Raw genomic sequence first — 22,258 nt, forward strand, 5'->3', positions numbered from 1 at the left:
CCTCGATGGGTTGCTAGCCAGAAAATCTCGCCCTGTCACAGTATCCAGGGGATACAAGAGATGCCACCGGCCAGGCAGTCGTCACGGCGGGATTAATCCAATTAGCGCGCAATAGTGAGAGTTAGCCCACGGCCGGCGGGTCTGCGGGCTGGTTGTCGGCGGATACTCTCGCTTTGCCGGAGAGCACGGCGGAGAACACCATGACGAGCAAGCCCGCGACGGGAACCACAAGCAGGCCAAAACGGAGGGAGGACGCATCGGCTAAAGCGCCGACGATCAGGGGTGAGAGAAGAAAACCGACCCGCAACAGCCAGCTGACGATGGTGAGTCCCGTGCCGGGTCGGAATCCTGGCAGTTCGTCGGCAGCGTGCATTGCCGCCGGGATGAGGGTCGCAACACCGAGACCGGCGAGACCGAAACCAACCACCGTGCCAAGGATTGTAGGGATGGCCAGAGCAACACCCATCCCGATGAAGACGACCAACCCACCTGCGCGTGCCACAACACGTTGGCCAAAACGGTCAACGAGCCTGTCGCCACAGATTCGCCCGACGAACTGCATCCCCTGGAGGGCAATGAAGCCTACCCCGGCAACGAACGCCGAAGCCTCTAAAGAACCCGACAGGTAGATCGCCGACCAGGAGCTTCCCGCGTCCTCCACAATGGAAGCCGACGCGGCAATCACCACGAGAGCAGCAAGAACCCCGTACCTGACGAGCAATACCGGCGTACGTCTCGAGGTGGATGACGCGACACCAGAAACCAAGGCGGGCTCGACGGTGGCGGGCTCTGCGCCGTGTAACAAGAACCGGTTGGCGGTAACCGCCATGAGACTAAAGAGTGCAGCTGAACCGCCCAGCTGCACCGCCACGGGCACGGCGAATTGCGCGGCCACCGCGCCGAGAACTCCGCCCAAGACAGCCCCGATACTCCATACCGCGTGGAAGGAATTCAGGATCGAGCGTTGATAGAGTTTTTGCACGCGTAGCCCATGCGAGTTTTGAGCGACGTCGGTGATCGAATCCATCGCTCCGGCCAGGAAGAGGCCTCCGGCAAGCACTATCCAGACCGGCGCCACCCCGGCAAACAGGATTCCGAGCGCAGTCAACACGGTTGCAACGATCGCCACCCTGGCCGAGCGGAACCTGCGCACCAGCATCCCTGCCATCAAACCGGCAAGAAGCGCACCGAGCGGGAACGCGGCTACAGCGACGCCGAACGCAGCGTTGCTGAGGTGAAGCTCGGCCTTGATCTCAGGGTACCGCGGCAGAAGATTGGCGAAGATAGCGCCGTTGGTGAAGAATAGCATCGCCACACCCGCGCGGGCGCGCACCGCCTCGCGGGTTGGTCGCTGGGCGTAAGTCGTCAAAGAGGTCATGAAACAGATGGTTCTTTCTTGAAAAGTAAACGTCGCCAACTTGAGGACAGGACAGCGTGCGGAAATCGTGTTTCCGGACGCTGTTGTGCGCTGTTTGGCCGTGCTTGGGGCACCGTTCTATGCGGTGGCCAGCAACAATTCTGAGAGGGCGCCCAGAAGTGTGGGCTCCAGTTCCATGGCTTGCAAGTGACTCATAAGAACGCTAACACTAGCGGTGGTGCTGAGCTTTTTGAAAATGACTTCTTTGACCCCAAAGTCGATCTGCGCATCGGCAAGAAGTTCAAAGCACCGCTTGATGACGTCGTTGCGGGCCAGCTTCATCTGAGCTTCAGCAGTGATCTTCAATTCAGCCAGCACGGATACGTTCTCAAACTCAAGCGTTGCGGTGTTGGCCGCGGCATCGTATCTGCTGGTAAATTCGGCCGGCTGGCCACCTATGGTGGCTTTCAACTGCATGTCCACCGCAAAACCAACGAAGACGATGTCAAAGCTCCTTCGAGCAGGTAGATGGTACAGCTCCCCTAGCGCTGCTGCAATAGTGAACGTGCCCTCGTCCCAATTCAGCAGGAGGGAAGTCCGGGCAACTCCGGCACCGGTGCCTCGATCGTCGTCGTCCTCAGCAAGTTCAAACATCCCTGACGCCCCGGCAAAGACCCTCAGTTCCAGATGGCCGGGGTTCGCTGTCCTATTGGTCAGATCATCGGCATGCACCATCGGAATGATGGCGCCTGCCTTGGCGAGAACGGGGATTTGGTGCAGGGGCCGGTAGAGATTCATGGTGCGATCACCTTGATAAACCAGGCCGGTAAAGAAGTCAATCCAGGTCCCCTCAGGAAGCCACGTCTTTACTTGGCCTAGCCGCGTTTTTGTCTCGACAGGAGTCGTAATGGGCGCAACCATCAGCTCGGTTCCAAAGCTGTATTGGTTGGGCACAGTATAGGCAGCTGGCTCTTCCGGATGCCCATAGTACATCGGTTCCACCAATGGCAGTCCCTCTTTACTGGCCCGATGGTTCATGGTGTGAAGATAGGGAACCAGCCGGTGCCGGAGCCGCAGGAGGTCCCCCATCACGCCCTCCTCAACCGAAGGATAGTTCCACGGTTCCTTACCGGTAAATGGGCTGGACCCGCTGTGCAGGCGCATGATGGGTGAGAAGACACCAAACTGTAGCCACCGAACCGCTAGTTCGTTATCCCGGTATCCGTCCATGTGTCCACCAATGTCGTGGCTCCACCAGCCATAGCCGATGTTCGACGCCGTTGCAGTGAAGTAGGGCTGGAAGTTCAATGACGCCCACGTGACGATGGTGTCCCCAGAGAAGCCAACGGGGTATCGGTGGCTTCCGGGTCCTGCATAGCGCGAGAACGTCAGGGGGAGCTTCCCGTCCCTGCCGCTGTCAAGGAAGTGGAGGTGGTTAATCACCCAGAGCGGGTCCATCCCAGCGATCTTGGAATGACTTCCGGATTGCCAATCCAACCACCAAAAGTCGACCCCGCTCGCCTCCAGAGGGTGGTTCACATGTTCAAAATAGGCAGCCAGAAACGCGGGATTGGTGACATCGAAGGCGATGGGGTCTTCAGAACTCGGGTCCATCCCAAGTTTCTTGGCCATCTCTTCATAGACGTCTTCATGGGCGCGCACACCTTCAGCCGGGTGAACATTGAGCGTCAGCCGTAGACCCCTATCGTGGAGCCAAGCAGCAAATTCCTTGGGGTCGGGAAAGAGGTCCGTGTCCCAGGTGTAGCCCGTCCAGCCGCTGCCATATTTCGGATCGATGTCGACAAGGTGCCAGTCCATGTCCACGACCGCTACGGAAAACGGGATCTTCTCCGTGGCGAACCGCTCCATCAAGGCTTTGTAACCATCGGCGGTGTAGCGGTGGTAGCGGCTCCACCAGTTGCCGAGCGCGAACCTCGGAAGAAGAGGGGTGTTGCCCGTAAGACGGTAAAAGTCCTGCAGGCACTCTCGATAGCCTCGCCCGTAGCCAAAGAAATACAGGTCCGTACCATCAGCGATCCGTGAGGCGAACCAGCCATCTTCGATCAGCAGTGACGTGCTGTCATCCACCGTGGAATATCCGTTGCGTGACATGAGCCCTGGTTCCAGCTCAATGGCTCCGTCCACTTCGTCAAGGGTTCGCGCGGTACCACCTAAATTCTCACCGGTCTCCGAGAAGCGCCAAAGACTGTGGTAAGCGCTGAGGTTTCCTTTCACTTGGATGGTGAGCCCCTGTGGCGAAAATGGCTGCTTGTCGTAGTTCAGGTGGAGGTGCTCGGTGATGATTTGCAGTTGCTCGGGGGTGTCGATGACACGAAATTCCGGCGTGTCGAAGTTGCGATTAAGTGCGAGCTGGGAAGGCCGGTCTTCGAAGATGCCAACGGAGCTGTATTCCATCCGGATCATTCGCGATGTGAGAATCGTGAACCGGTACTCATTACCGGTGACGGTTTGGGCTGCAGCCGGAAGCGGATTGGTGGGAAGACATAAGTGGGCCGGCAAAGTGGTGGAGTCTAAGTGGAGCTGCTCAGCGGTCAGTGGCATGGTAAATCCTTGGTTCGTGGAGATCATTGAATGTCGTTGGCTATTTCACTGCCGCGCTGGCCACTCCAGCGATGAAACGGCGCTGGAAGATGATGTAGACAACGATGACGGGCAGGATGGAAATGGTGGTGGCGGCAAAGAGTCCGCCGTAGTCAGTGCCGTACTGTCCGGCGAAGGTGGTGAGTCCAACGGCCAAAACTTGGTTGGCGTTGTCGTTGATCATGAGATAAGGCCAGAGGTAGTCATCCCAGACCCAGAGGAACTGGAAAATGGCCAATGCGGCGATGGCGTTAGTGGACATCGGCAGGACAATGCGGTGAAAAATGCGGATTTCGGAGGCGCCATCGATTCTGGCCGCTTCCAGTACTTCGTCGGGCACTGCGTGCATGTTCTGTCGCATCATGAAGATGCCGAATCCGCTGATCGCTGCTGGGACGATGATGGACAAGTAGTTGTCTTGGAGGCCGGCGTCAACAAACATGGTGTATCGCGGAATGATCGTCACTGCCCAGGGAATCATCATGGTGCCCACGGTGAAACCAAACAGCAGGCCTCGGCCCCTGAACTCGTACTTGGCGATGACAAATCCAGCCAAGGCCGAAGTGTAGAGGACGATGGCTGTGATGGTGACGGACAGGAAGACTGAGTTTCCAAAGAGCCGCAGAAAATCGAAGTTTTCCTGGATCGATAGAAAGTTCTCAAATGTCCACGATTGGGGCAGGAAATTTTGCTCGGCAGCGTTGATTTCCGAGTTCGGCTTGAATGCCGATAAAACCATCCATAGAAAAGGGAAGACAGTGACGATTCCGATCATCGCCAAGAGGGATGTCAGAACGCCTGATGCTATACGGGTACGCACTTTTATCCTTCCAATGAATTCTTCCGGCCGGCCGAAAGCCGGAAGGAAATGAGGGTCAGGAGGGCAGTGAAAATCAGGAGGACGAAGGCAGCAGCCGAGGCATACCCGAAGTCATACTTAACGAACGCTTGTTCATAGATGAGATATGAAATCAGCTGTGTTGACGTTCCAGGACCGCCCTGAGTGAGTACCAAAACCTGCACGAAGGCCTGCAGGTAGGAGATGATCGAGGTGATCACCACGAAAACCGTCATAGGAGCCAACAAGGGCAGCGTGATGCTCCAAAACCGTTGCCAAGCATTTGCTCCGTCCACGGAGGCAGCTTCCAGCGCGTCTTCCGGAATCGAATGGAGGCCCGCCAGAAAGAGAATGACGGCGTACCCGAAGTCTTTCCAAATGGTCATTCCGATAATGGATGGAAGAGCGAAATTCGGATCATACAGCCAGTTGATATCTAATCCGAAGAAGGTATTGATCGCTCCCGTCTGCGGGTTGTACATCATCTGCCAGATGTAGGCCACTGCCACCAATGGCGTGACCGTGGGCATGTAGAAGATGGTTCGAAAGATTGCCTTGCCACGGGTCAGGTTCGAGAAGATGGCCACGGCAATCGCAAGACCCAGAGCGACCCGAAAGAAGATCACCACAACGGAGAACACTCCAGTGCGGAGCAGCGAACTCCAGAATTCCCCCGATGAGAGTAGATCGGTGTAATTTTCCAAGCCGATGAAGTCGAAGGCGCCGCTCAATGGGTTCCAATAATGGAAGGAGCCAACAAAGGCTAGCCCAATGGGATAGGCCGTCAGTAGGAGCAGAGAAGCCCCGATCACGATGATGACTGTATTCCGCAAGGTGCGTTCACCGGCATTGCCTCGCTTCCTACTGCGTGGCTTTCGCGGGATTACATTGTTTTTTTCCGGTGGTCTCTTGTCGGCCTTGGGCCGTGTTGTAAGCGTCATGGATACTCAGGGGCCCCCACATCCGTGGGGACCCCCTCTCCCTTCAATCCGTGGTTAGGGCTACCGGGGGCTCGGCGCGTAATGGGCGTAGCCGGGTTCAGCCGAGGTGAATCCGGACTTTGCCAGGTCTGAGGCAATGGTCTTCTGAGCACCGGCGATGGCACTCTTGGGATCAACCCCGTTGTAGACCACGTCTTCCCACGCTTTGGTGATTGACGTCTCGAACGTTGCAGGCATCGGGCCAGGCCAGATGTAGCGATCCAACGACCCAAGCGCTTGCACAACAGGATTAGCGGCGATATCGGGGTCATCGGCGAGGACCTTGTAGGACGGTGCCAGGGAGTAGTTCAACACCAAATTCTTCATGTCTTCTTTGTCGGTCAGGAAAAAGTTCATGAAATCCTGCGCTATTGCCTTTTGGGCTTCATCCGCGCCAGCATTGATACCGGGAGTAGATTCGCCGTTGTAGCGGTCAAAGGCGTACGGGGTCTCGTTGGCATCGGGAACCGGCGTTTGGAAAGTTCCGTAGTCAATGCTCGGGTAGTTCTTGTCCAAAGTTCCGTGCAGGTGACCCCATTCGTAGATCATGGCGCTTTGCCCCTTGCCGAAGCTCTCTATGGCCTTGGGGCCGAAGTCCTTCGAACCGACCTTGTCTACGTTGTAGAGGTCAAGAAAGTACTGCATATTTTGCAATGTTCCGGGGTTATCCAGAGCCGGCGTCACTGCGTCTTCAGCCATCAGGTTGTAGCCATTCTGATACTGCAGGAAGCCAAGTGAGTTGTAGGCGGCATTGAAGTTGAACCCGGCCTGCTTGATGGTGTCGCCGTCCCGCTTGGTCAGTTTCTGGGCGATGCCTCGGAAATCTTCCCAGTTCTTCGGATAGTCTTTCTCCGTGAGACCGGCCTCGGCCCACATCGCCTTGTTGTACCAAATAAGACCAGTCATGATTCCGTAGTCAATGTACTTGACCTTCTCATCCACAACGTGGGCAGCAGCTCCGTTGTAATCCTTCTCCAAAGCAGCCAAGTCGACGTCGTAGGACTCCAAGTAGGGGCTCAACGTAGCGTCATAAGAGTTATGAATATTGAACAGGGCGGGCCCCTTGCCTGACTGGAGCTGCAAAGGAAGTTTGGTCCAGTACGCCTCCCACGGCTGGTTTACCGTCTTGATGGTCACATTCGGGTGCAGCTCTTGGTAGGAATCTGCGAATGCCTGGAACTGCTTATCGCCGTCCCACATCCACCACTCCAGTTCGATGGGCTTGCCGTCGTTGACAAGTTTGTTCGGGTCATAGGTCAGATTCGTACCCTGTATAGGCTGTCCTGACGGTGCCTTCTCCACAGTGGTTCCAGCCCCTCCCCCTCCGCAGCCGGTTAAGAGCACGGCAGCCGCTCCTAGCGATGCAATTGCACGCATAATTTTCATGCTGAACCTCCTTGTTCGTGATGTCTCAAACGAATGGTCTAGTTGAGCGCTAAACCTAGCCTGAGTATAACGATAAACTCAAGGGCGTTGTCAAGAGTTTTGTGTGGAATCTTTTCGGCACTTCTCCCCGACCCCGGCACACGAGCGAAGACTGCGGTCCACCTCGAGTCGGGTGCCCATATGCTCGAAGAGACGATTACGAAAGGGCTCTAAGATGGAGGCAACTCAGATGACGTATGTAAGGAGGTGTGGTTCGTGGCAACTCTCAAAGACATAGCCAAAGAAGCCGAGGTCACCGTCATGACGGTCTCGAACGTGATCAACGGCAAATTTGACAAAGTTTCCCCAGCGACCGTGGCTCGCGTGACCGAAATAGCACGAAGACTCGACTACGTGCCCAGCGCAACCGCCCGCAGCCTCGTAGCCAAATCATCCAGGCTAGTAGGCGTGCTACTCCCAGCCTCTGAGAGCGAAGGCATTTTTCTCAGCAGCCACAATGTTGTCGTGATTGGAGTCATCGAGCGGTTGTTACGAGAAAAAGGATATTACCTGCTATTGCGCGGCATCTCCGCCGCCGATGGAGTCGCTGGCACGCTCAAGTCCTGGAACTTGGACGGGGCAATCCTGATCGGATTTCTGGACAGCGAAATTCAAAATTTGCGGGCTACTTTTGACACGCCTTTAGTGGTGCTGGAGAGCTATGCAACGCACGTAGACTTCATGACGGTGCGCCTCAATGACCGTGATGGTGGCTATCAAGCAACGAAATATCTGATTGGAAACGGTCATCGAAAGATCGCTTTCGTGGGCACCCCTATGGCCGAACGCGGCGTGGACCGCGAACGCTACGAAGGATACCTGGCAGCCCTGCAGGAAGCTGGAATCACCGAAGAACCCACGGTCATACCGTGTCCAGCCGTCAGTCACGCCATGGGAGTGGAAGCCGGCATGCGGCTAGGCCAAAAATTCCCGGAAATAACCGCAGCGTTCGCCACCGCAGACCAATTGGCAGTGGGCCTCATTGAGGGCCTATATTCCGTCGGGCGCCAAGTCCCTGACGATGTATCGATAGTCGGCTTTGACGACTTGGAAATCGCCGCGACCGCCAGACCTCCCCTGACGACGATCACTCAGAACTTGAAGCAGAAGGCGGCCACCGCTGTCGATTTACTCCTCCACACCATTCAATCCAGCCTCGATCAACCACAGGAAACCGTTCTCGACGTAAAACTCATCGAGCGAAAATCGGTGCGCAACCTAAATCCAGTTGTTCCGTAACAAGGTGGATTATCTGGGCGAGAATCGAATTGTGTAGAACCGACCCCTCTCCCATGAGGCACTCACCTCCGCCCAAAGAATCTCCGCTATCTGGAAATCACCCACCGTCACTCGAACCACACTGTCAAGCCGAAGGTATCCGAAAGGACTGGGCGGTGGCCGCAGGAGCATTCACCTTTAGGGACCATTGACCGGTCTCATTAGGCTGAGGTATAACGTTAAAGTACATTGGCCACTTTCACTTCCCGGCCGATATTTTGCTGATTCGTGTGGTCCGCCGGATCCAGTCAGCTCATGACGAGGAGAAACTACGATGACGTGGAGTATACGTAAGGCGGTGCCGGCAGCATTGCTTACAGCCCTCTTGGCAGCCGGAACAGCCCAAGCCGGGGTGCAACCCGCTCAAGCCCAGGGAACCGGGCAAATTAGCCATGCAGGCAATCAGGGGGTCGGCGCCAACGTACCTTTCTTGGAGTACGAGGCTGAGGCGGCAAAGACGAACGGAACGATCATTGGCCCGGATCGTGCCTACGGCACCATCGCGGCAGAATCTGTTGGCCGAAGTGCCGTCAGGATTGAAGGCAGCGGACAGTTCGTGGAATTTACTCTCAAGAAGGCAGCCAATGCGTTAAACCTGCGGTACAGCATTCCAGACTCCGATGACGGCCAAGGATTGGATGCCACTCTGGGCATCCTCATCGACGGCAAGCCAACAGCCTCGATGCCTCTCACCTCACGATATTCGTGGTTCTACGGCCAATTCCCGTGGACAAACAACCCTGAGGACGGTGGCCGCCGACATATGTATGACGACAGCCGCATCATGTTCGGATCGACCCTTGCAGCAGGGACGAAAGTCAGACTCCAGATCGGAGAAGCCGACACCGCACCCTGGTACGTCATCGACGTCGCAGATTTCGAGAACGTACCGGCTCCCGCGACAGCCCCGAAAAAAGCACTTTCCGTCCTTGACTACGGTGCCGACCCGACCGGAACGCTGGATTCCTCTGACGCCATCCAGGCCGCGATTGACGCGGCTTCGAGGACCAAACGGACACTGTGGATACCTGAGGGAAGCTTCACAGTCACCCGTCATCTTATTGTTGACAAAGTTACAGTCAAAGGGGCGGGGCCTTGGTACAGCGTGCTCCATGGCGACGGCGTCGGCGTCTATGGGAAGCCCACTCCAACGCCCAGCACCGACGTCCACATTTCCGACTTTGCTATTTTCGGTCAAGTTAAGAACCGCGACGATAATGCCCAGCTCAATGCCATAGGCGGCGCTTTGGCCAACTCCACGGTCGATAATATCTGGATGCAGCACACAAAAGTCGGCGTCTGGGTCACGGGTCCATTTTCCAACCTGCAGATGTCCCGGCTTCGTATCTTGGACCAGACCGCTGATGGCATGAATTTCCATCAAGGAGTCACCAACTCGTCCGTCACAAATTCCTACGTCAGAAACACCGGAGACGATGGACTGGCTATGTGGTCGCAAAATCATGCTGATGTCAACAACACATTCAAGCACAACACCGTCAAAGTACCTGTGCTGGCCAACAACATCGCTATCTACGGCGGTAGTAACATCAGGGTCACCAAGAATCTCGTAACGGATACCCTCACCCAAGGCGGCGGTATCCAAATCGCCAATAGATTCGGTGCGGTACCCCTCGCTGGCACCACCACCGTAGAAGGTAATGAACTACTCCGGACCGGATCCCTGGACCTGTTTTCACACATCGGCAACGGCGCATTATGGTTCTGGGCTGGCGACGGACCCATGTCCGGAACCGTCAACGTCAGGAACAACACCATTAGCGACAGCTCCTACGAAGCCATCCACTTCTCCGGCAATCCCATCACTGGCGTCACCTTCGAGAAGAACACCATCAACATGACCGGAACTTTCGGCTTCCAACTGAATACTTCCGGGTCTGCGACGGTTCGAAAAACAACCGCGACAGGGCTCGGAGCAACAGGGATCTATGACTGTAATTCAGGATTCAGCCTCAAAAGCGAGAAGAAAAATGCAGGCTGGTCCGGAACCAGCTGCGGCTATCCTGTCCCTGGGCCGCTGAAGCTGAGCGCGGAGAACTTGGAATTCGGTCGCCAGATATTGGGCACCAGCAGTGAGCCGCAGATCGTCACCATCACCAACGACAGCACGACTGCACAGCCCATCGAATCAATCACCACCACCGGCAACTTCGACCTCACCGACACTTGCGGCACTGAACTGGCATCCGGAGACTCTTGCACTGCCTCGGTTTCCTTCACACCCACCAAAAGTGGTGAGAAAAGCGGAGCTCTGACCATTTCCGACGGTTCCCCTGCAGGTCGATACCAGACCTATCTCAAGGGCCTCCCGCAAGGTACTGATGGGAATCTTGCCGCCTACCGACCAGCCACTGCAACCAGTGAAAACAGCTGTTGCACGGCTGCCGGCACAACCGATTCGAATCCCGACACATATTGGGAAAGCGCCACCAATGTGTTCCCCCAGTCGCTGTCCGTAGACCTCGAAGAAGCAATACCGGTCTCGAAGGTAGTCCTGAAGACCAACATTACCTGGGGCGCCCGGATGCAATCCTTCGAACTTCTTGCAAGTAACGACGGGGTTAACTACACAACGATCAAACCTGTTGCTGATTATGTCTTTGACCCGACGCTGAACAACAATGCCGTCAGCATCGACTTGCCGACGAACGCACAGTATCGATTCTTCCAGGTGAAAGTCACTGGCAATACCGGCTGGCCCGCTGCCCAAATCGCAGAGTTCGAAGCTTACTAAGAGAAAGCGTCAGCCTGCTTCAGAAACCCGGGGCATCCCAGCTGTTCAACTCGACAGATGGGATGCCCCATTCTCTCAAGCTCCCTCCCGGCGTCCCCTCCGGGATCGATTAATGGCTGTGCATCCACAGCCGCCCACTATGAACGGATACGCGTTGGCTAAGAAGGACGAAAATTCACACACCCATGTCTCGCTGATTGGCATCGACATCGGTGGAACCGGAATTAAGGGCGGCATTGTCGGACTGCGCAAGGGCCTCCTCATGGGCGAAAGGTTGCGCGTCGCCACCCCGCGCCCTGCCACGCCGGAAGCTGTTGCAGAGGCTGTGGCCGTTCTCGTTTCCGAGCTCTCTGACCGCCCTGAGGCACCGGCAGCCGACTCACTCGTGGGCGTCACATATCCGGGCATCATCCAGCACGGAGTAGTCCGCTCCGCCGCCAACCTGGACAAAGGCTGGCTAAACACAGACATCGAGGCTCTTCTGACTCTTTACCTGAACCGGCCGGTGAATGTCATCAACGACGCCGACGCCGCAGGTCTCGCTGAAGTCCGCTACGGTGCAGGTGTCGGCGTTCAGGGCACTGTTCTAGTCATCACACTCGGCACCGGAATTGGTTCCGCTCTCATTTTCGACGGTGAGCTCGTTCCCAACGCTGAACTGGGCCACCTCGCGATCGACAGCCAACGCGCTGAGAGCAAAGCCTCCGCTGTCGCCCGCGAACGGGATGGCCTCTCTTGGCACGAATACAGCGACCTATTGCAGCGGTACTTTTCCCACGTAGAATTCCTATTCTCTCCGGAACTATTTATCGTGGGCGGCGGCATCTCCCAACGAGCAGACGAATACTTGCCCAACCTTAACCTCCGGACGGCAATCGTGCCGGCAGTGCTCGGAAACGATGCCGGCATCGTCGGTGCCGCCACTGCTAGTGCCATGACGCTCTCACGCGCGGTGCAGTCCTTGATGCATGGCCACTCCCGCCCGGTTTCGAGTCGTAGTCGTGGATATCTTTGTTCCAGCAGCAGATCACCCTGGTGAATCAGGTCACAGAAAGCTGGGCTGTTGTGTGAATTACGTCCTCAAAGTGTCCTCCCCTTCAACCGACAACATGTATCCGCTCGTGATGGATCGAACCGGCATTACTATGCCGCCGTGATGGCTTGCGAGATCACCACCGAAGCCGTGTTTGACCTCTACAACACATTTGCCGTCACGGCACACTCAATTCGATCCAGTGATACTAATTGTCAACAGTCTCAAAGAGACGCGGCCTGATCGAAAACCGTCGTGAACAGCTTGCGTTCACGACGGGCACTCGGGCCTTTCCCTGGGTCTGGGATACCAGGAACTATGGCACGCTGGAGCCCCGACCTTTCACAGGGTTTGCCGGATAGGTGGCGGAATTCATGGTGTGGCTATCAAGAAACTGATCTGCGCTTCAACCAGCACTCCACCGCCAACAGAGTAGTGACAATGTCAGTGCACGCTAATGGAAAGGCCCCAATCGAGAGGGATGGGATCAATCTAATGAGTTTTTAATGAGTTCGGGCGGAACCGTACACTGCAAGGCCACTCCCCCATTGTAAAACCGCAGGTCAACGGCACATACCCCACCCTACCGACTGATTCAAACCGACGACCGTTGTGTTCGAACACCAAAGCCATTTAAACGCGAAATAACGGGGCGGAACCCGTCCCCCTCACTGCGAAAAACCCCGTAAATCCGGGCTTCTCGGCCCGAGATCCCCTGTGTAGTTCGAACCGATGACCACTGCAATCTATGCGGTCAGTATCCCTGAAAACGGTCCATTTAGCGGCCAAAACGCCCATCATTGCGGGCTGTTGGCAACTATCCACCACCAATGGGCCTCCTATGGGATTCGAACCCATGACCCCCGCTTTACAAGAGCGGTGCTCTGGCCAGCTGAGCTAAGGAGGCAAACGCAGTCAAGCGCTAGACAAGGCTACCGTAGGTCCACCGCGAAAATGAAAACCGGCCCCCGACCGGCCCCCGGCAACGCCGGGGGCCGGCCAGAAACCAAAGCCTACTTCTTGGCGGCCAGTACGGTGTCCAGGAAAGTGCTGAACTGGTTCACCTTGTCCGGCATCCACTGCTGTCCGTCAACAAACACGGTGGGCGTGGCGTTGACGCCTGCGGAGGCGCCAAGCGCGCCGGTGAAGGCAACAAACGGGCGGTAGGTCTTGGCATCAACACAGCTGGTGATGCTGGCCGCACCGGCTTCGGTGGCCAGCTTCCCCAGCGCTGCGTTATCCAGGCCCGAGCTGTTTTCCTTCGGCTGGTTGGCGTAGAGCGAATCCAGGAAAGCCTTGTACTTCTCCGGGGACTGGTCCACCACGCAGGCTGCCGCGGCTGCCGCCCGTGAGGAGTAGTTGGTGCCGGAGGAGAAACGGTCAAGGAAGGGCAGCGCACGGTATTCGACCGTGATCTTGCCTTCATCGCGCAGGGTGTTCAGGCCGGGCCCGTAGGTTGACTCAAACTGGTTGCAGGCCGGGCACATGAAGTCCAGGTAGACCACCACTTGTGCGGGCTTGCCGGACGCTGACGCCTTGATGCCGATCTTGCCGGGATCCGCCACCGAAGTGGCTGCCGCGGAGGGCGCGGCCGGAACCGAGTTCACGTCAACGGTCTTTTCCGTGGTGGTCGGTGCAACAATGGCACCGTTCTTGCCCACCGTGACGCCACCATACGAGTTGGCGTTGGCCGGCACCTGGCCGGAGGAAGCAATGGGTTCATTGCCCCTCTGGGTCTGGATCACAATCACGGCAATGATGACCACAATGGCCACCGCCGCGGCCACTACGCCGCCACGGATCAGCCAACTCCTGCGCTTCTCCTTCTTTAGCTGCGCCTCGCGAATAAGCTTTGCCTTCGCGCGCGCCTGTGCCGTGCGTTCAGCCTTGGTCATCCGTGGTTCGTTTGTGGGGCTCATGGTTCCTCAGGTATGTGGGCGCAGCAAAGGGGCCGCGGGACGGCAAGTCAAAAGTAATACTAGGCGGTAAACCTTGGAGAAGGCTTGGCGCGGAAGCCCGGAACCCTCGCCCCTTGTGGCGCAACGGCTAAGCTGGCAATAATCAGCCATCGAACCATTGGAGTCCCCTTGCCGGAGAAGTTGCAGCCAAAGAACCAGGCGACCCGCTCCCCGAAGCCGGTCCATGGCACGTCGGACTTCGTCGTCGTTTCCAACCGCCTGCCCGTTGACCGCGTAGCGGATGAGCAGTCCGACGCCGGGTGGCGACGTTCCCCGGGCGGCCTCGTCACCGCCCTGGCCCCCGTCATGGCCGCGCGCGACGGCGCATGGGTCGGCTGGCACGGCGCTCCGGATGAAACCCTGGAACCGTTCCACCACGAGAACATGGACCTGATCCCGGTTCCACTCTCCGGCGACGAAGTTGAGCTTTATTACGAAGGCTTTTCCAACTCCACGCTCTGGCCGTTGTACCACGACGTCATTGCCCCACCGGAGTTCCACCGCACCTGGTGGGACGCCTACCGAAGGGTGAACAGGCGCTTCGCCGAAGCCGCCGCCGGCGCCTCGGCAAGAAACGCCACCGTCTGGGTGCAGGACTACCAGCTTCAGTTGGTACCCCGCTACCTGCGGCAGCTGCGCCCGGACCTGCGCATCGGCTTCTTCAACCACATCCCGTTCCCGCCCCCGGAAATCTTCGCCCAGCTGCCGTGGCGCCAGTCCATCATCGACGGGCTGCTCGGCGCGGACCTGATCGGCTTCCAGCGTCCCAACGACACCGCCAATTTCCTGCGCTCGGCCCGCCGCTTCCTCGGTGCCAGCGTCAAGGCCCAGCAGGTCCATGTCAAGGAACCGGACGGCACCATCAGCCACATTGCCCGGGCCGAGCCGTTCCCCATCTCCATTGACGTGGGACAAATCCAGAAACTGGCCGCCGACCCGGAAATCATTGCCCGCTCGAAGCAGATCCGGGAGGACCTGGGCAACCCGAAAACCATCCTGCTCGGCGTGGACCGGCTGGACTACACGAAGGGCATCACGCACCGGCTCAAGGCCTATGGCGAACTGCTCAAGGATGGCGCCATCACGGTCGAGGATGCGGCGCTGATCCAGATCGCCAGCCCCAGCCGCGAGCGGGTGGAATCGTACCGGCTGCTCCGGGAGGACGTGGAAGGCATGGTGGGCCGGCTCAACGGCCAGTTCGACACCATTCAAAACACCGCCATCCGCTACCTGCACCACAGCTATCCGGTGGAGGAAATGGTGGCCATGTACCTAGCCGCGGATGTCATGCTGGTGACCGCATTGCGGGACGGCATGAACCTGGTCGCCAAGGAATACGTCGCCGCCCGCAACGACAATACCGGCGCCCTGGTCCTGAGCGAATTCACCGGCGCCGCCGACCAGCTCAAGCAGGCCCTGCTGATCAACCCGCACGACATCGACGGGCTGAAGGCAACCATCGTGCGCGCCATCAACCTGCCCAAGGCCGAATCCAGCCGCCGAATGCGGTCCATGCGCAAGCAAATCCTTGCCCATGACGTCCAGCGCTGGAGCGAGGACTTCCTGACCACGCTGCAGGTCGAGGCCGTCCGTGACGACGGGTGAGCTGCCGGCGGACGTAAGGGACGCCGTCGTCCGCGTTGCCCAAACGGAACGGCTGCTGGTGGCCATGGACTTTGACGGCACCATGGCACCCCTCGTCTCCCGTGCCGAGGACGCCCGCCCTCTCCCCGCGGCTGCCGCGGCCTTTGCCGCCCTGGCCGTTTTGGAAGGCACGACGGCGGCCCTCGTCTCCGGGCGGGCGCTGGCCAGTTTACGTGCGGTCGCCTCTCCCCCGGAACAGGCCCTGCTGGTGGGCAGCCACGGCGCAGAGGTGTGGCTGGGGCCCGATTCCCCGGCCCTGGCCCTGTCCCCAGACCAGCAAGCTGCCCTGCACCGGGCGCAGGACTCGGTGCAGGCGGCGGTCGCCGCCAATCACGGCACGGCCGCCGAGCACAAGCCCGCCGGCGTCGTCCTGCATTACCGCCAGGCCGCCCCTGAGGCCGCGGCCGCCGCCGTCGAACGGGTTCTGGATGAACTAGCGAAGGATCCGGAAATGTTCATCACGGAAGGCAAAATGGTGCTGGAAGTCTCCGTGGTCAACGCGAACAAGGGCGAAAGCCTGGCCATGCTGCGGGACGCCACCGGCGCCACGGCCCTGGTGTTTGTGGGTGACGACGTCACCGATGAACACGGATTTGCCGCCCTGCAGGCCCGCGATCTCGGCATCAAGGTGGGGCCGGGAGACACGACCGCGCAGTTCCGCATTGACGCCCCCGCACAGGTACCGGCCGTCTTGGAGCTCCTGTTGGCCACCCGGCGCTGACCCCGTGCCCGTGCATCGTGACACATCCGGCCCGAAACACCGCCAAAATGTGTCATACTTCATAAATCAGAGCTGATTCCGCCTTAGGTGGAGTGCGGCCTGACAACTGAATAAAAAAAACCATTCACAACGGATCGTTCGGCACGTACCTGCCGATGAAGGGATTTACTACTGTGGCTACAGTAACTTTTGACAACGCTACGCGTTTGTACCCGGGCACCACGACGCCCGCAGTTGACAAGCTCAACATTGACATCGCCGATGGCGAGTTCCTCGTTCTCGTCGGCCCCTCCGGTTGCGGAAAGTCCACCTCCCTGCGCATGCTCGCAGGCCTGGAAGACGTCAACTCCGGCCGGATCCTCATTGGTGACCGCGACGTCACCGATGTTCCGCCGAAGGACCGCGACATCGCCATGGTCTTCCAGAACTACGCGCTGTACCCGCACATGTCCGTTGCGGACAACATGGGCTTCGCGCTGAAGATCGCCGGCATCCCGAAGGAAGAGCGCGCCACCCGCGTCAAGGAGGCCGCCAAGCTCCTGGACCTCGAGGCCTACCTCGACCGCAAGCCGAAGGCACTCTCCGGCGGCCAGCGTCAGCGCGTCGCCATGGGCCGCGCCATCGTGCGTAACCCGCAGGTGTTCCTCATGGATGAGCCGCTCTCCAACCTGGATGCCAAGCTGCGCGTGCAGACCCGCACCCAGATCGCGTCGCTGACCCGCCGCCTGGGGGTCACCACCGTTTACGTGACCCACGATCAGGTTGAGGCCATGACCATGGGAGACCGCGTCGCCGTACTGAAGGACGGCCTGCTGCAGCAGGTGGACACCCCGCGCAACCTGTACGACACGCCCCTGAACGTGTTCGTTGCCGGCTTCATCGGCTCCCCCGCCATGAACCTGCTGGAACTGCCCGTAGTTGACGGCGGCGTGAAGTTCGGCGGGGCCGTCTACCCGGTCCAGTCCGCCGTCCTCGGCGCGGCCGCGGGCAACACGGTTACCGTTGGTGTCCGTCCCGAGGATCTCGAGATCGTCGGCGCAGGCGAAGGCCTGGCTGTTGAGGCCGACGTCGTTGAAGAGCTGGGTGCCGACGCTTACGTTTACGGCCACACCACCATCGACGGCGCCGAGCGCGACATGGTGGTCCGTGTGGACGGCCGCCGCCCACCTCTGAAGGGCGACACCATCCACGTCCGCCCGCAGGTTGGCCACGTCCACCTGTTCGACGCCACGTCCGGGCTGCGCCTGGGCAACGAGAGCGTCGTCAACAGCTGATCCCCACGCCCTCCCGTGTGAATCCGCTGGCGCGTCTTCACACGGGTCCCTCGGGCGCGTGGGCCCAACACTTGCGGTCCTGGCAAGCGCGGGCCCATCAGCGACAATATTAAGACGCGGTTGTCTGCCGGATATTCGGGCAGACAGCCGCGTCTGACCTTTTAAGAGAGAATTGGCCCATGACTGATGCACCCGGCGCCCAGTGGAACCACGAACCCACCGACTTTGACCAGATCGGCAAGCTGCCGCGCCAGGCCGCCCCGCCCGCAAGGGTCATGGGTTCGCTGAACATCACGGCGGCCACCGCGGACCCCGGCCTGCTTGACCTGCCCTGGCACATCAAACTGGAGGAGTGGCCCTCCGCCAACCTGGCAGCCCTGCCGCGCGGCATCTCCCGGCACGTGGTCCGCTTTGCCCACTTGGACGGCTCCGTCATTGCCATCAAGGAAACCTCGGAGCACGTAGCGCGGCACGAATACCACATGCTGCGCAAGCTGGCCCGGTTGGACGTCCCCGGTGTGGAGCCGGTCGCGGTCATCACTGGCAGGACCACGCCCACCGGCGCACCGCTGGACCCGGTGCTCGTCACCCGTCACCTGAAGTTCTCCCTGCCGTACCGCGCCCTCTTCTCCCAGAAGTTGCGCCGCGACACCCTCACGCGCCTGATCGATGCCCAGGCGCTGCTGCTGGTCCGCCTGCACCTGGTCGGTTTCTATTGGGGCGACGTCTCCTTGTCCAACACGTTGTTCCGGCGCGACGCCGGCGCCTTTGCCGCCTACCTGGTCGACGCAGAAACCGGCGAACTGTACCCGGATTTGTCCACCGGCCAGCGCGAATACGACCTTGAAATTGCCCGGGTCAACATTGCCGGCGAACTCATGGACCTGCTCGAGGGCGGGCTTATCGAGGAAAAGGTCGATCCCGTGGCCACCAGCGAGCTCATCATGGAAAGCTACCGCCGCCTGTGGGCCGAGCTGACCGAAAAGGAGTCCTTTGAGCTCGAGGACCGCTGGCGCGTGGGCGCCCGCATCCGCCGCTTGAACGAGCTCGGCTTTGACGTGGAGGAATACGCCATCAAGACCACCCCCGACGGCTCCACCATCCAGCTCCAGCCCAAGGTGGTCGACGCCGGGCACCACCAGCGCCGCCTGTTGCGGCTCACAGGCATCGACGCACAGGAGAACCAGGCACGGCGCCTGCTCAACGACATGGACTCGTTCCGCAACGACGTCACGCCGGCCAAGGACGAAGAGATCAGCGCCCACGAATGGGTCAGCTCCATTTTTGAACCCATTGTCCGGTCCATCCCGCACGAGCTGGGAGGCAAGTTGGAGCCGGCCGAAGTGGTCCATGAGGTGCTTGAACACCGCTGGTACAAGTCGCAGCAGGAGGAACGCAACGTCCCCCTGGCCGAGGCCGTGCAGTCCTATGTGGACACCATCCTGCGCTACCGCAGGGATGAGGATGCGATCATGCTCAGCACTGACACCGCCACCATTGCACTGCTTGAAGGCGGAGTGCTGCCCGACAGCGCCTACGACGACGAGTAGCGTCCGGTCAGCGCGGCAGCCCCACTTCGCGAAGGGCCCACGCACCGCCCGCCTGCAGAAGTGGTCGAAAAAATCGCGGAATGCCGGACTTTTCGACCACCGCTGCGGACTGGTTGGTTTGGCGGCGTCAGCCTTGCCGCTGGCCGCGCAGGTGCGTCATGGCGTACAGGCCCACCGCGACGCCGGCTGCCAAAGTCAGGCCAAGGAGCACCAGGAGCCAGGTCATCAGGCCTGGTCCCGTGGATGATTGATTGGTCAGCGACAGCTCGGCGTCGACTGCTGCCGCCGATTTGCTGGCGGCTTCGGTCCCACCGGGCGCGCCGGCAGATTCCAGGTCTTGGGCAGTTTCCGTATTGACAAAGGTGGGCCAGGGCGATTCCGGGGCCGGGGGCTCCGCCATCTTGGTCTCGGATACAGCAGGCGCCGCAGTGGGTTCCAAGGCGGTGGGCTCCAAGGAATGTGCCGCCGGCGGGGACGGCTGGACGGGAGCCCTTGTGGCTGCCGGCTTCGCAGGCGCATGGGCGGGACTCGCGGGCTGTGCCCGTTTTGTCGCCGGCGGGCGGACGGTGGTTGGGGGCTTCGCGGGTGACGTCGTCTCCTTCACCACCGGCCTAGGCGGCACCGGCTTGCCGCTGTCCTGCGCCTTGCCGTTCTCGTGGCCCTTGCCGCTGTCCTTGTCGTTGTCCTTCAGGCTGTCTTTCAAGGGCGCCAGAGTCCCGGACAGAGCCTTGGCCGGCAGCGCCGAAGCGGCCAGTCCTGGCGCCTGTTGCGTTGTCGTCATCCCGGAGGCGGCCTGGGCAGACCCGGCCAGCCCCAGTGAGCCGGCCAGCCCCAGGGCGCCTACAGCCGCCACGGCCAGTGTTTTGCGGCACATGGCAGACCAGGGCACACGGGAAATGAGCGTCATGAAGTACTTCCGAATTTGTTAGCCGCGTCCGCGCCGCGGACCTTTACCCCCGCAGAGTACGATGCCCGATCATGCACTGCTTAGTCAAGTGTCATCGGCCGGTGATGGCTTTCCCCGGGTTCAAAATTCCCAAGGGATCGAAGAGCTCCTTGAGGCGAAGCTGGAGCCCACGCACCTCCACGGACTGTTCCAGTGGCAGCCAACGCAACTTGTACTGCCCCACCCCGTGTTCACCCGTGATGGTGCCGCCCAACTCCAGGGCCTTGTGGATGGATTCGTCGAGGGCGGAATTCAGGGCCGCGATACGGGCTTGGCCAGCCTCCTGCACCCAAAAGGTGGGGTGCAGGTTTCCGTCGCCGGCATGGGCAATGATGCGCACGCCCACGCCGTGGCGTACTGCCATCTCCTCCAGGGCTACAACATAGTGGACCAGTTGCGACCGCGGCACGGCCACGTCCTCGCCAACGGTGATTTCAGAGTCGACATCCATGCCCCTGCTGTGCCGCCGCAGGTCCACCAGCGCCGCAGCTTCATCCGGATCCTCCCGGTTCACGCTTCCACCCAAGGCCACCAGCGCCGTCGAGGCTATCTCTGCTTCCTGGGCTGCAGCCAGGCCGTCGAACTGGGCCAACAGCAGCGCAGTCCCCCGCCTTGCAAGGTCGCTGCCGTTGCGCAAGTCCAGTTCCTTCAGCGAAGCCCCGTCCATGAGTTCAAGGATGCACGGCTGCACGCGCGCGGCGCCCAGTGCCAGCACACCTGACGTGGCCGAGGCCATGTCCGGGAAGAACACGGCCAGGGTGCGGATCTCGGTGGGAAGGTATTTCAGCCGCACAGTAACCCCCACCACGATGCCCAGCGTTCCTTCCGAGCCGACAAAGAGGCTGGTGAGGTCGTAGCCGGCCACGCCCTTGAACGTCCGGTGGCCAGTGTGGATGAGTGTGCCGTCCGCGAGCACCACGTCAAGGGCAAGCACGGCGTCGCGCGTCACCCCGTACTTGGCGCAGCGCAGTCCGCCGGCGTTGGTGGCCACGTTGCCGCCGATCGTGGAGATCTTGTAGCTGGCCGGGTCCGGCGCATACATGAGGCCGTGTGCGGCGGCTGCGGTGTTGAGGTCTGCGTTGACCACTCCGGGCTCCACTCGGGCAATTTCGTCTTCAGGGTTCAGCTCCAGGATCTTGTCCATCCGGTCCAGGCACAGGACCATGCTCCCGGCGGTTGCATGGGCGCCACCGGACACCCCCGTCCCTGCACCCCGCGCAACCACCGGCACGCCGTGCCTGCCGGCCAGGCGCACCACGGCCTGGACGTCCGTCACGGACTCCGCCCACAGCACTGCCACCGGCTCCCGGTAGTCGGTCACGGGACCCTGGTCCACGGCGAACTTCTTCAGGTCGCCGGCGGACGTGCTGATCTGGTCTGGCCGCAGTACTGCCCGCAGCTCGCGGTCCAAGTCCCGGCCCATGGGTCCGCCTGTCGCATTCATGTACACGTGCACCTCTCCATAACCGCCTACCGCGGGCACTTTCCAGTCTATGAGCAACATGGCGTATGAACGGGCACCGATCTCTGACGCGGTGGTTCCGGTATTTTTTGTAGTCCGGCGTAAGGGCGTGCCAAGGCCGCCCGCGGCCGTCGGACGGGAAAGCCCCAAAGCGCCTCAGTGGTCGTAATCCCCAGCAGCTCTCACGGCTCGCAAGCTCGCAGCGGGTTCTTCGCGCACGTGGGCCCGGGAAGAAAAAGTACCGGGCAGCCACATCGATCCCGATCACCGCAATCGACTTCGGCACCACATCGACCTGTGTGTGGGGGGTTTTAAATGTGGGGAGGCCCCAACACGGTGTGTGTTGGGGCCTCTACCCTTTTTTGGTGTTGTCCGGCGGTGTCCTACTCTCCCACATCCTGTCGAATGCAGTACCATCGGCGCTGTGGGTCTTAGC

15 protein-coding genes and 1 tRNA gene are annotated in these 22,258 nt (G+C 59.9%); 7 read left to right on the forward strand and 9 right to left on the reverse strand.

Annotation, left to right across the window (positions count from 1 at the left end):
- Positions 1–121 precede the first annotated feature (121 nt).
- The 5 genes from CVV68_RS16300 to CVV68_RS16320 all read right to left on the reverse strand — a co-directional run bounded on the left by CVV68_RS16300 (position 122) and on the right by CVV68_RS16320 (position 7,162).
- A complete protein-coding gene (locus tag CVV68_RS16300) occupies positions 122–1,378 on the reverse strand; it encodes an MFS transporter (RefSeq protein WP_110502062.1) in 1,257 nt (418 codons plus the stop codon).
- Positions 1,379–1,495: 117 nt separating this feature from the next.
- Entirely contained in the window at positions 1,496–3,919 is a 2,424-nt protein-coding gene (locus CVV68_RS16305; RefSeq protein ID WP_110502063.1) for a glycoside hydrolase family 31 protein, read from the reverse strand.
- Between the two features lie 40 nt (positions 3,920–3,959).
- Positions 3,960–4,697: a carbohydrate ABC transporter permease gene (locus CVV68_RS16310; protein ID WP_245933592.1), complete on the reverse strand. Its 738-nt coding sequence runs from the start codon at positions 4,695–4,697 to the stop codon at positions 3,960–3,962.
- A gap of 83 nt (positions 4,698–4,780) precedes the next feature.
- A complete protein-coding gene (locus tag CVV68_RS16315) occupies positions 4,781–5,737 on the reverse strand; it encodes a carbohydrate ABC transporter permease (RefSeq protein ID WP_110502065.1) in 957 nt (318 codons plus the stop codon).
- 60 nt (positions 5,738–5,797) lie between these two features.
- Positions 5,798–7,162 (reverse strand): extracellular solute-binding protein, encoded by a 1,365-nt coding sequence (locus CVV68_RS16320; RefSeq protein WP_110502066.1) that lies wholly within the window; start codon positions 7,160–7,162, stop codon positions 5,798–5,800.
- Positions 7,163–7,417: 255 nt separating this feature from the next.
- Between CVV68_RS16320 and CVV68_RS16325 the strand changes: the two genes are divergently transcribed.
- The 3 genes from CVV68_RS16325 to ppgK all read left to right on the forward strand — a co-directional run bounded on the left by CVV68_RS16325 (position 7,418) and on the right by ppgK (position 12,273).
- Positions 7,418–8,440, forward strand: a complete 1,023-nt coding sequence (locus CVV68_RS16325) for a LacI family DNA-binding transcriptional regulator (protein WP_146238933.1) — start codon at positions 7,418–7,420, stop codon at positions 8,438–8,440.
- A gap of 313 nt (positions 8,441–8,753) precedes the next feature.
- Entirely contained in the window at positions 8,754–11,234 is a 2,481-nt protein-coding gene (locus tag CVV68_RS16330) for a discoidin domain-containing protein (RefSeq protein WP_110502068.1), read from the forward strand.
- A 154-nt stretch (positions 11,235–11,388) separates the two neighbouring features.
- Positions 11,389–12,273 (forward strand): polyphosphate--glucose phosphotransferase, encoded by an 885-nt coding sequence (gene ppgK / locus CVV68_RS16335; protein WP_110502069.1) that lies wholly within the window; start codon positions 11,389–11,391, stop codon positions 12,271–12,273.
- A gap of 827 nt (positions 12,274–13,100) precedes the next feature.
- Here ppgK and CVV68_RS16340 read toward each other — a convergent pair.
- Both CVV68_RS16340 and CVV68_RS16345 read right to left on the reverse strand, forming a co-directional pair.
- Positions 13,101–13,174 (reverse strand) — tRNA-Thr (locus CVV68_RS16340).
- Positions 13,175–13,280: 106 nt separating this feature from the next.
- A complete protein-coding gene (locus CVV68_RS16345; protein WP_110502070.1) occupies positions 13,281–14,186 on the reverse strand; it encodes a DsbA family protein in 906 nt (301 codons plus the stop codon).
- 180 nt (positions 14,187–14,366) lie between these two features.
- On the opposite strand from CVV68_RS16345, the gene CVV68_RS16350 reads away from it, so the two are divergent.
- The 4 genes from CVV68_RS16350 (at position 14,367) to CVV68_RS16365 (ending at position 19,414) form a co-directional block, all read left to right on the forward strand.
- On the forward strand, positions 14,367–15,830 hold the full coding sequence (locus CVV68_RS16350; RefSeq protein WP_211320881.1) for an alpha,alpha-trehalose-phosphate synthase (UDP-forming): 1,464 nt from the start codon (positions 14,367–14,369) through the stop codon (positions 15,828–15,830).
- On the forward strand, positions 15,817–16,590 hold the full coding sequence (gene otsB, locus CVV68_RS16355; RefSeq protein ID WP_245933593.1) for a trehalose-phosphatase: 774 nt from the start codon (positions 15,817–15,819) through the stop codon (positions 16,588–16,590). The genes CVV68_RS16350 and otsB overlap by 14 nt, the downstream gene beginning before the upstream one ends.
- A gap of 173 nt (positions 16,591–16,763) precedes the next feature.
- On the forward strand, positions 16,764–17,864 hold the full coding sequence (locus CVV68_RS16360; protein WP_110502071.1) for an ABC transporter ATP-binding protein: 1,101 nt from the start codon (positions 16,764–16,766) through the stop codon (positions 17,862–17,864).
- 179 nt (positions 17,865–18,043) lie between these two features.
- Positions 18,044–19,414 (forward strand): DUF4032 domain-containing protein, encoded by a 1,371-nt coding sequence (locus tag CVV68_RS16365; RefSeq protein WP_110502072.1) that lies wholly within the window; start codon positions 18,044–18,046, stop codon positions 19,412–19,414.
- 127 nt (positions 19,415–19,541) lie between these two features.
- Here CVV68_RS16365 and CVV68_RS16370 read toward each other — a convergent pair whose 3' ends face one another.
- Both CVV68_RS16370 and CVV68_RS16375 read right to left on the reverse strand, forming a co-directional pair.
- Complete coding sequence (locus CVV68_RS16370) at positions 19,542–20,321, reverse strand: hypothetical protein (protein ID WP_110502073.1); 780 nt, start codon at positions 20,319–20,321, stop codon at positions 19,542–19,544.
- Positions 20,322–20,412: 91 nt separating this feature from the next.
- The gene (locus CVV68_RS16375; RefSeq protein WP_110502083.1) at positions 20,413–21,783 is read right to left on the reverse strand and encodes an FAD-binding oxidoreductase; all 1,371 of its coding nucleotides are present in this window, start codon (positions 21,781–21,783) and stop codon (positions 20,413–20,415) included.
- Positions 21,784–22,258: the final 475 nt, after the last annotated feature.

Origin of the sequence: Arthrobacter livingstonensis, from assembly GCF_003219815.1 — a bacterium.
Taxonomy (GTDB): Bacteria; Actinomycetota; Actinomycetes; order Actinomycetales; family Micrococcaceae; genus Specibacter; species Specibacter livingstonensis.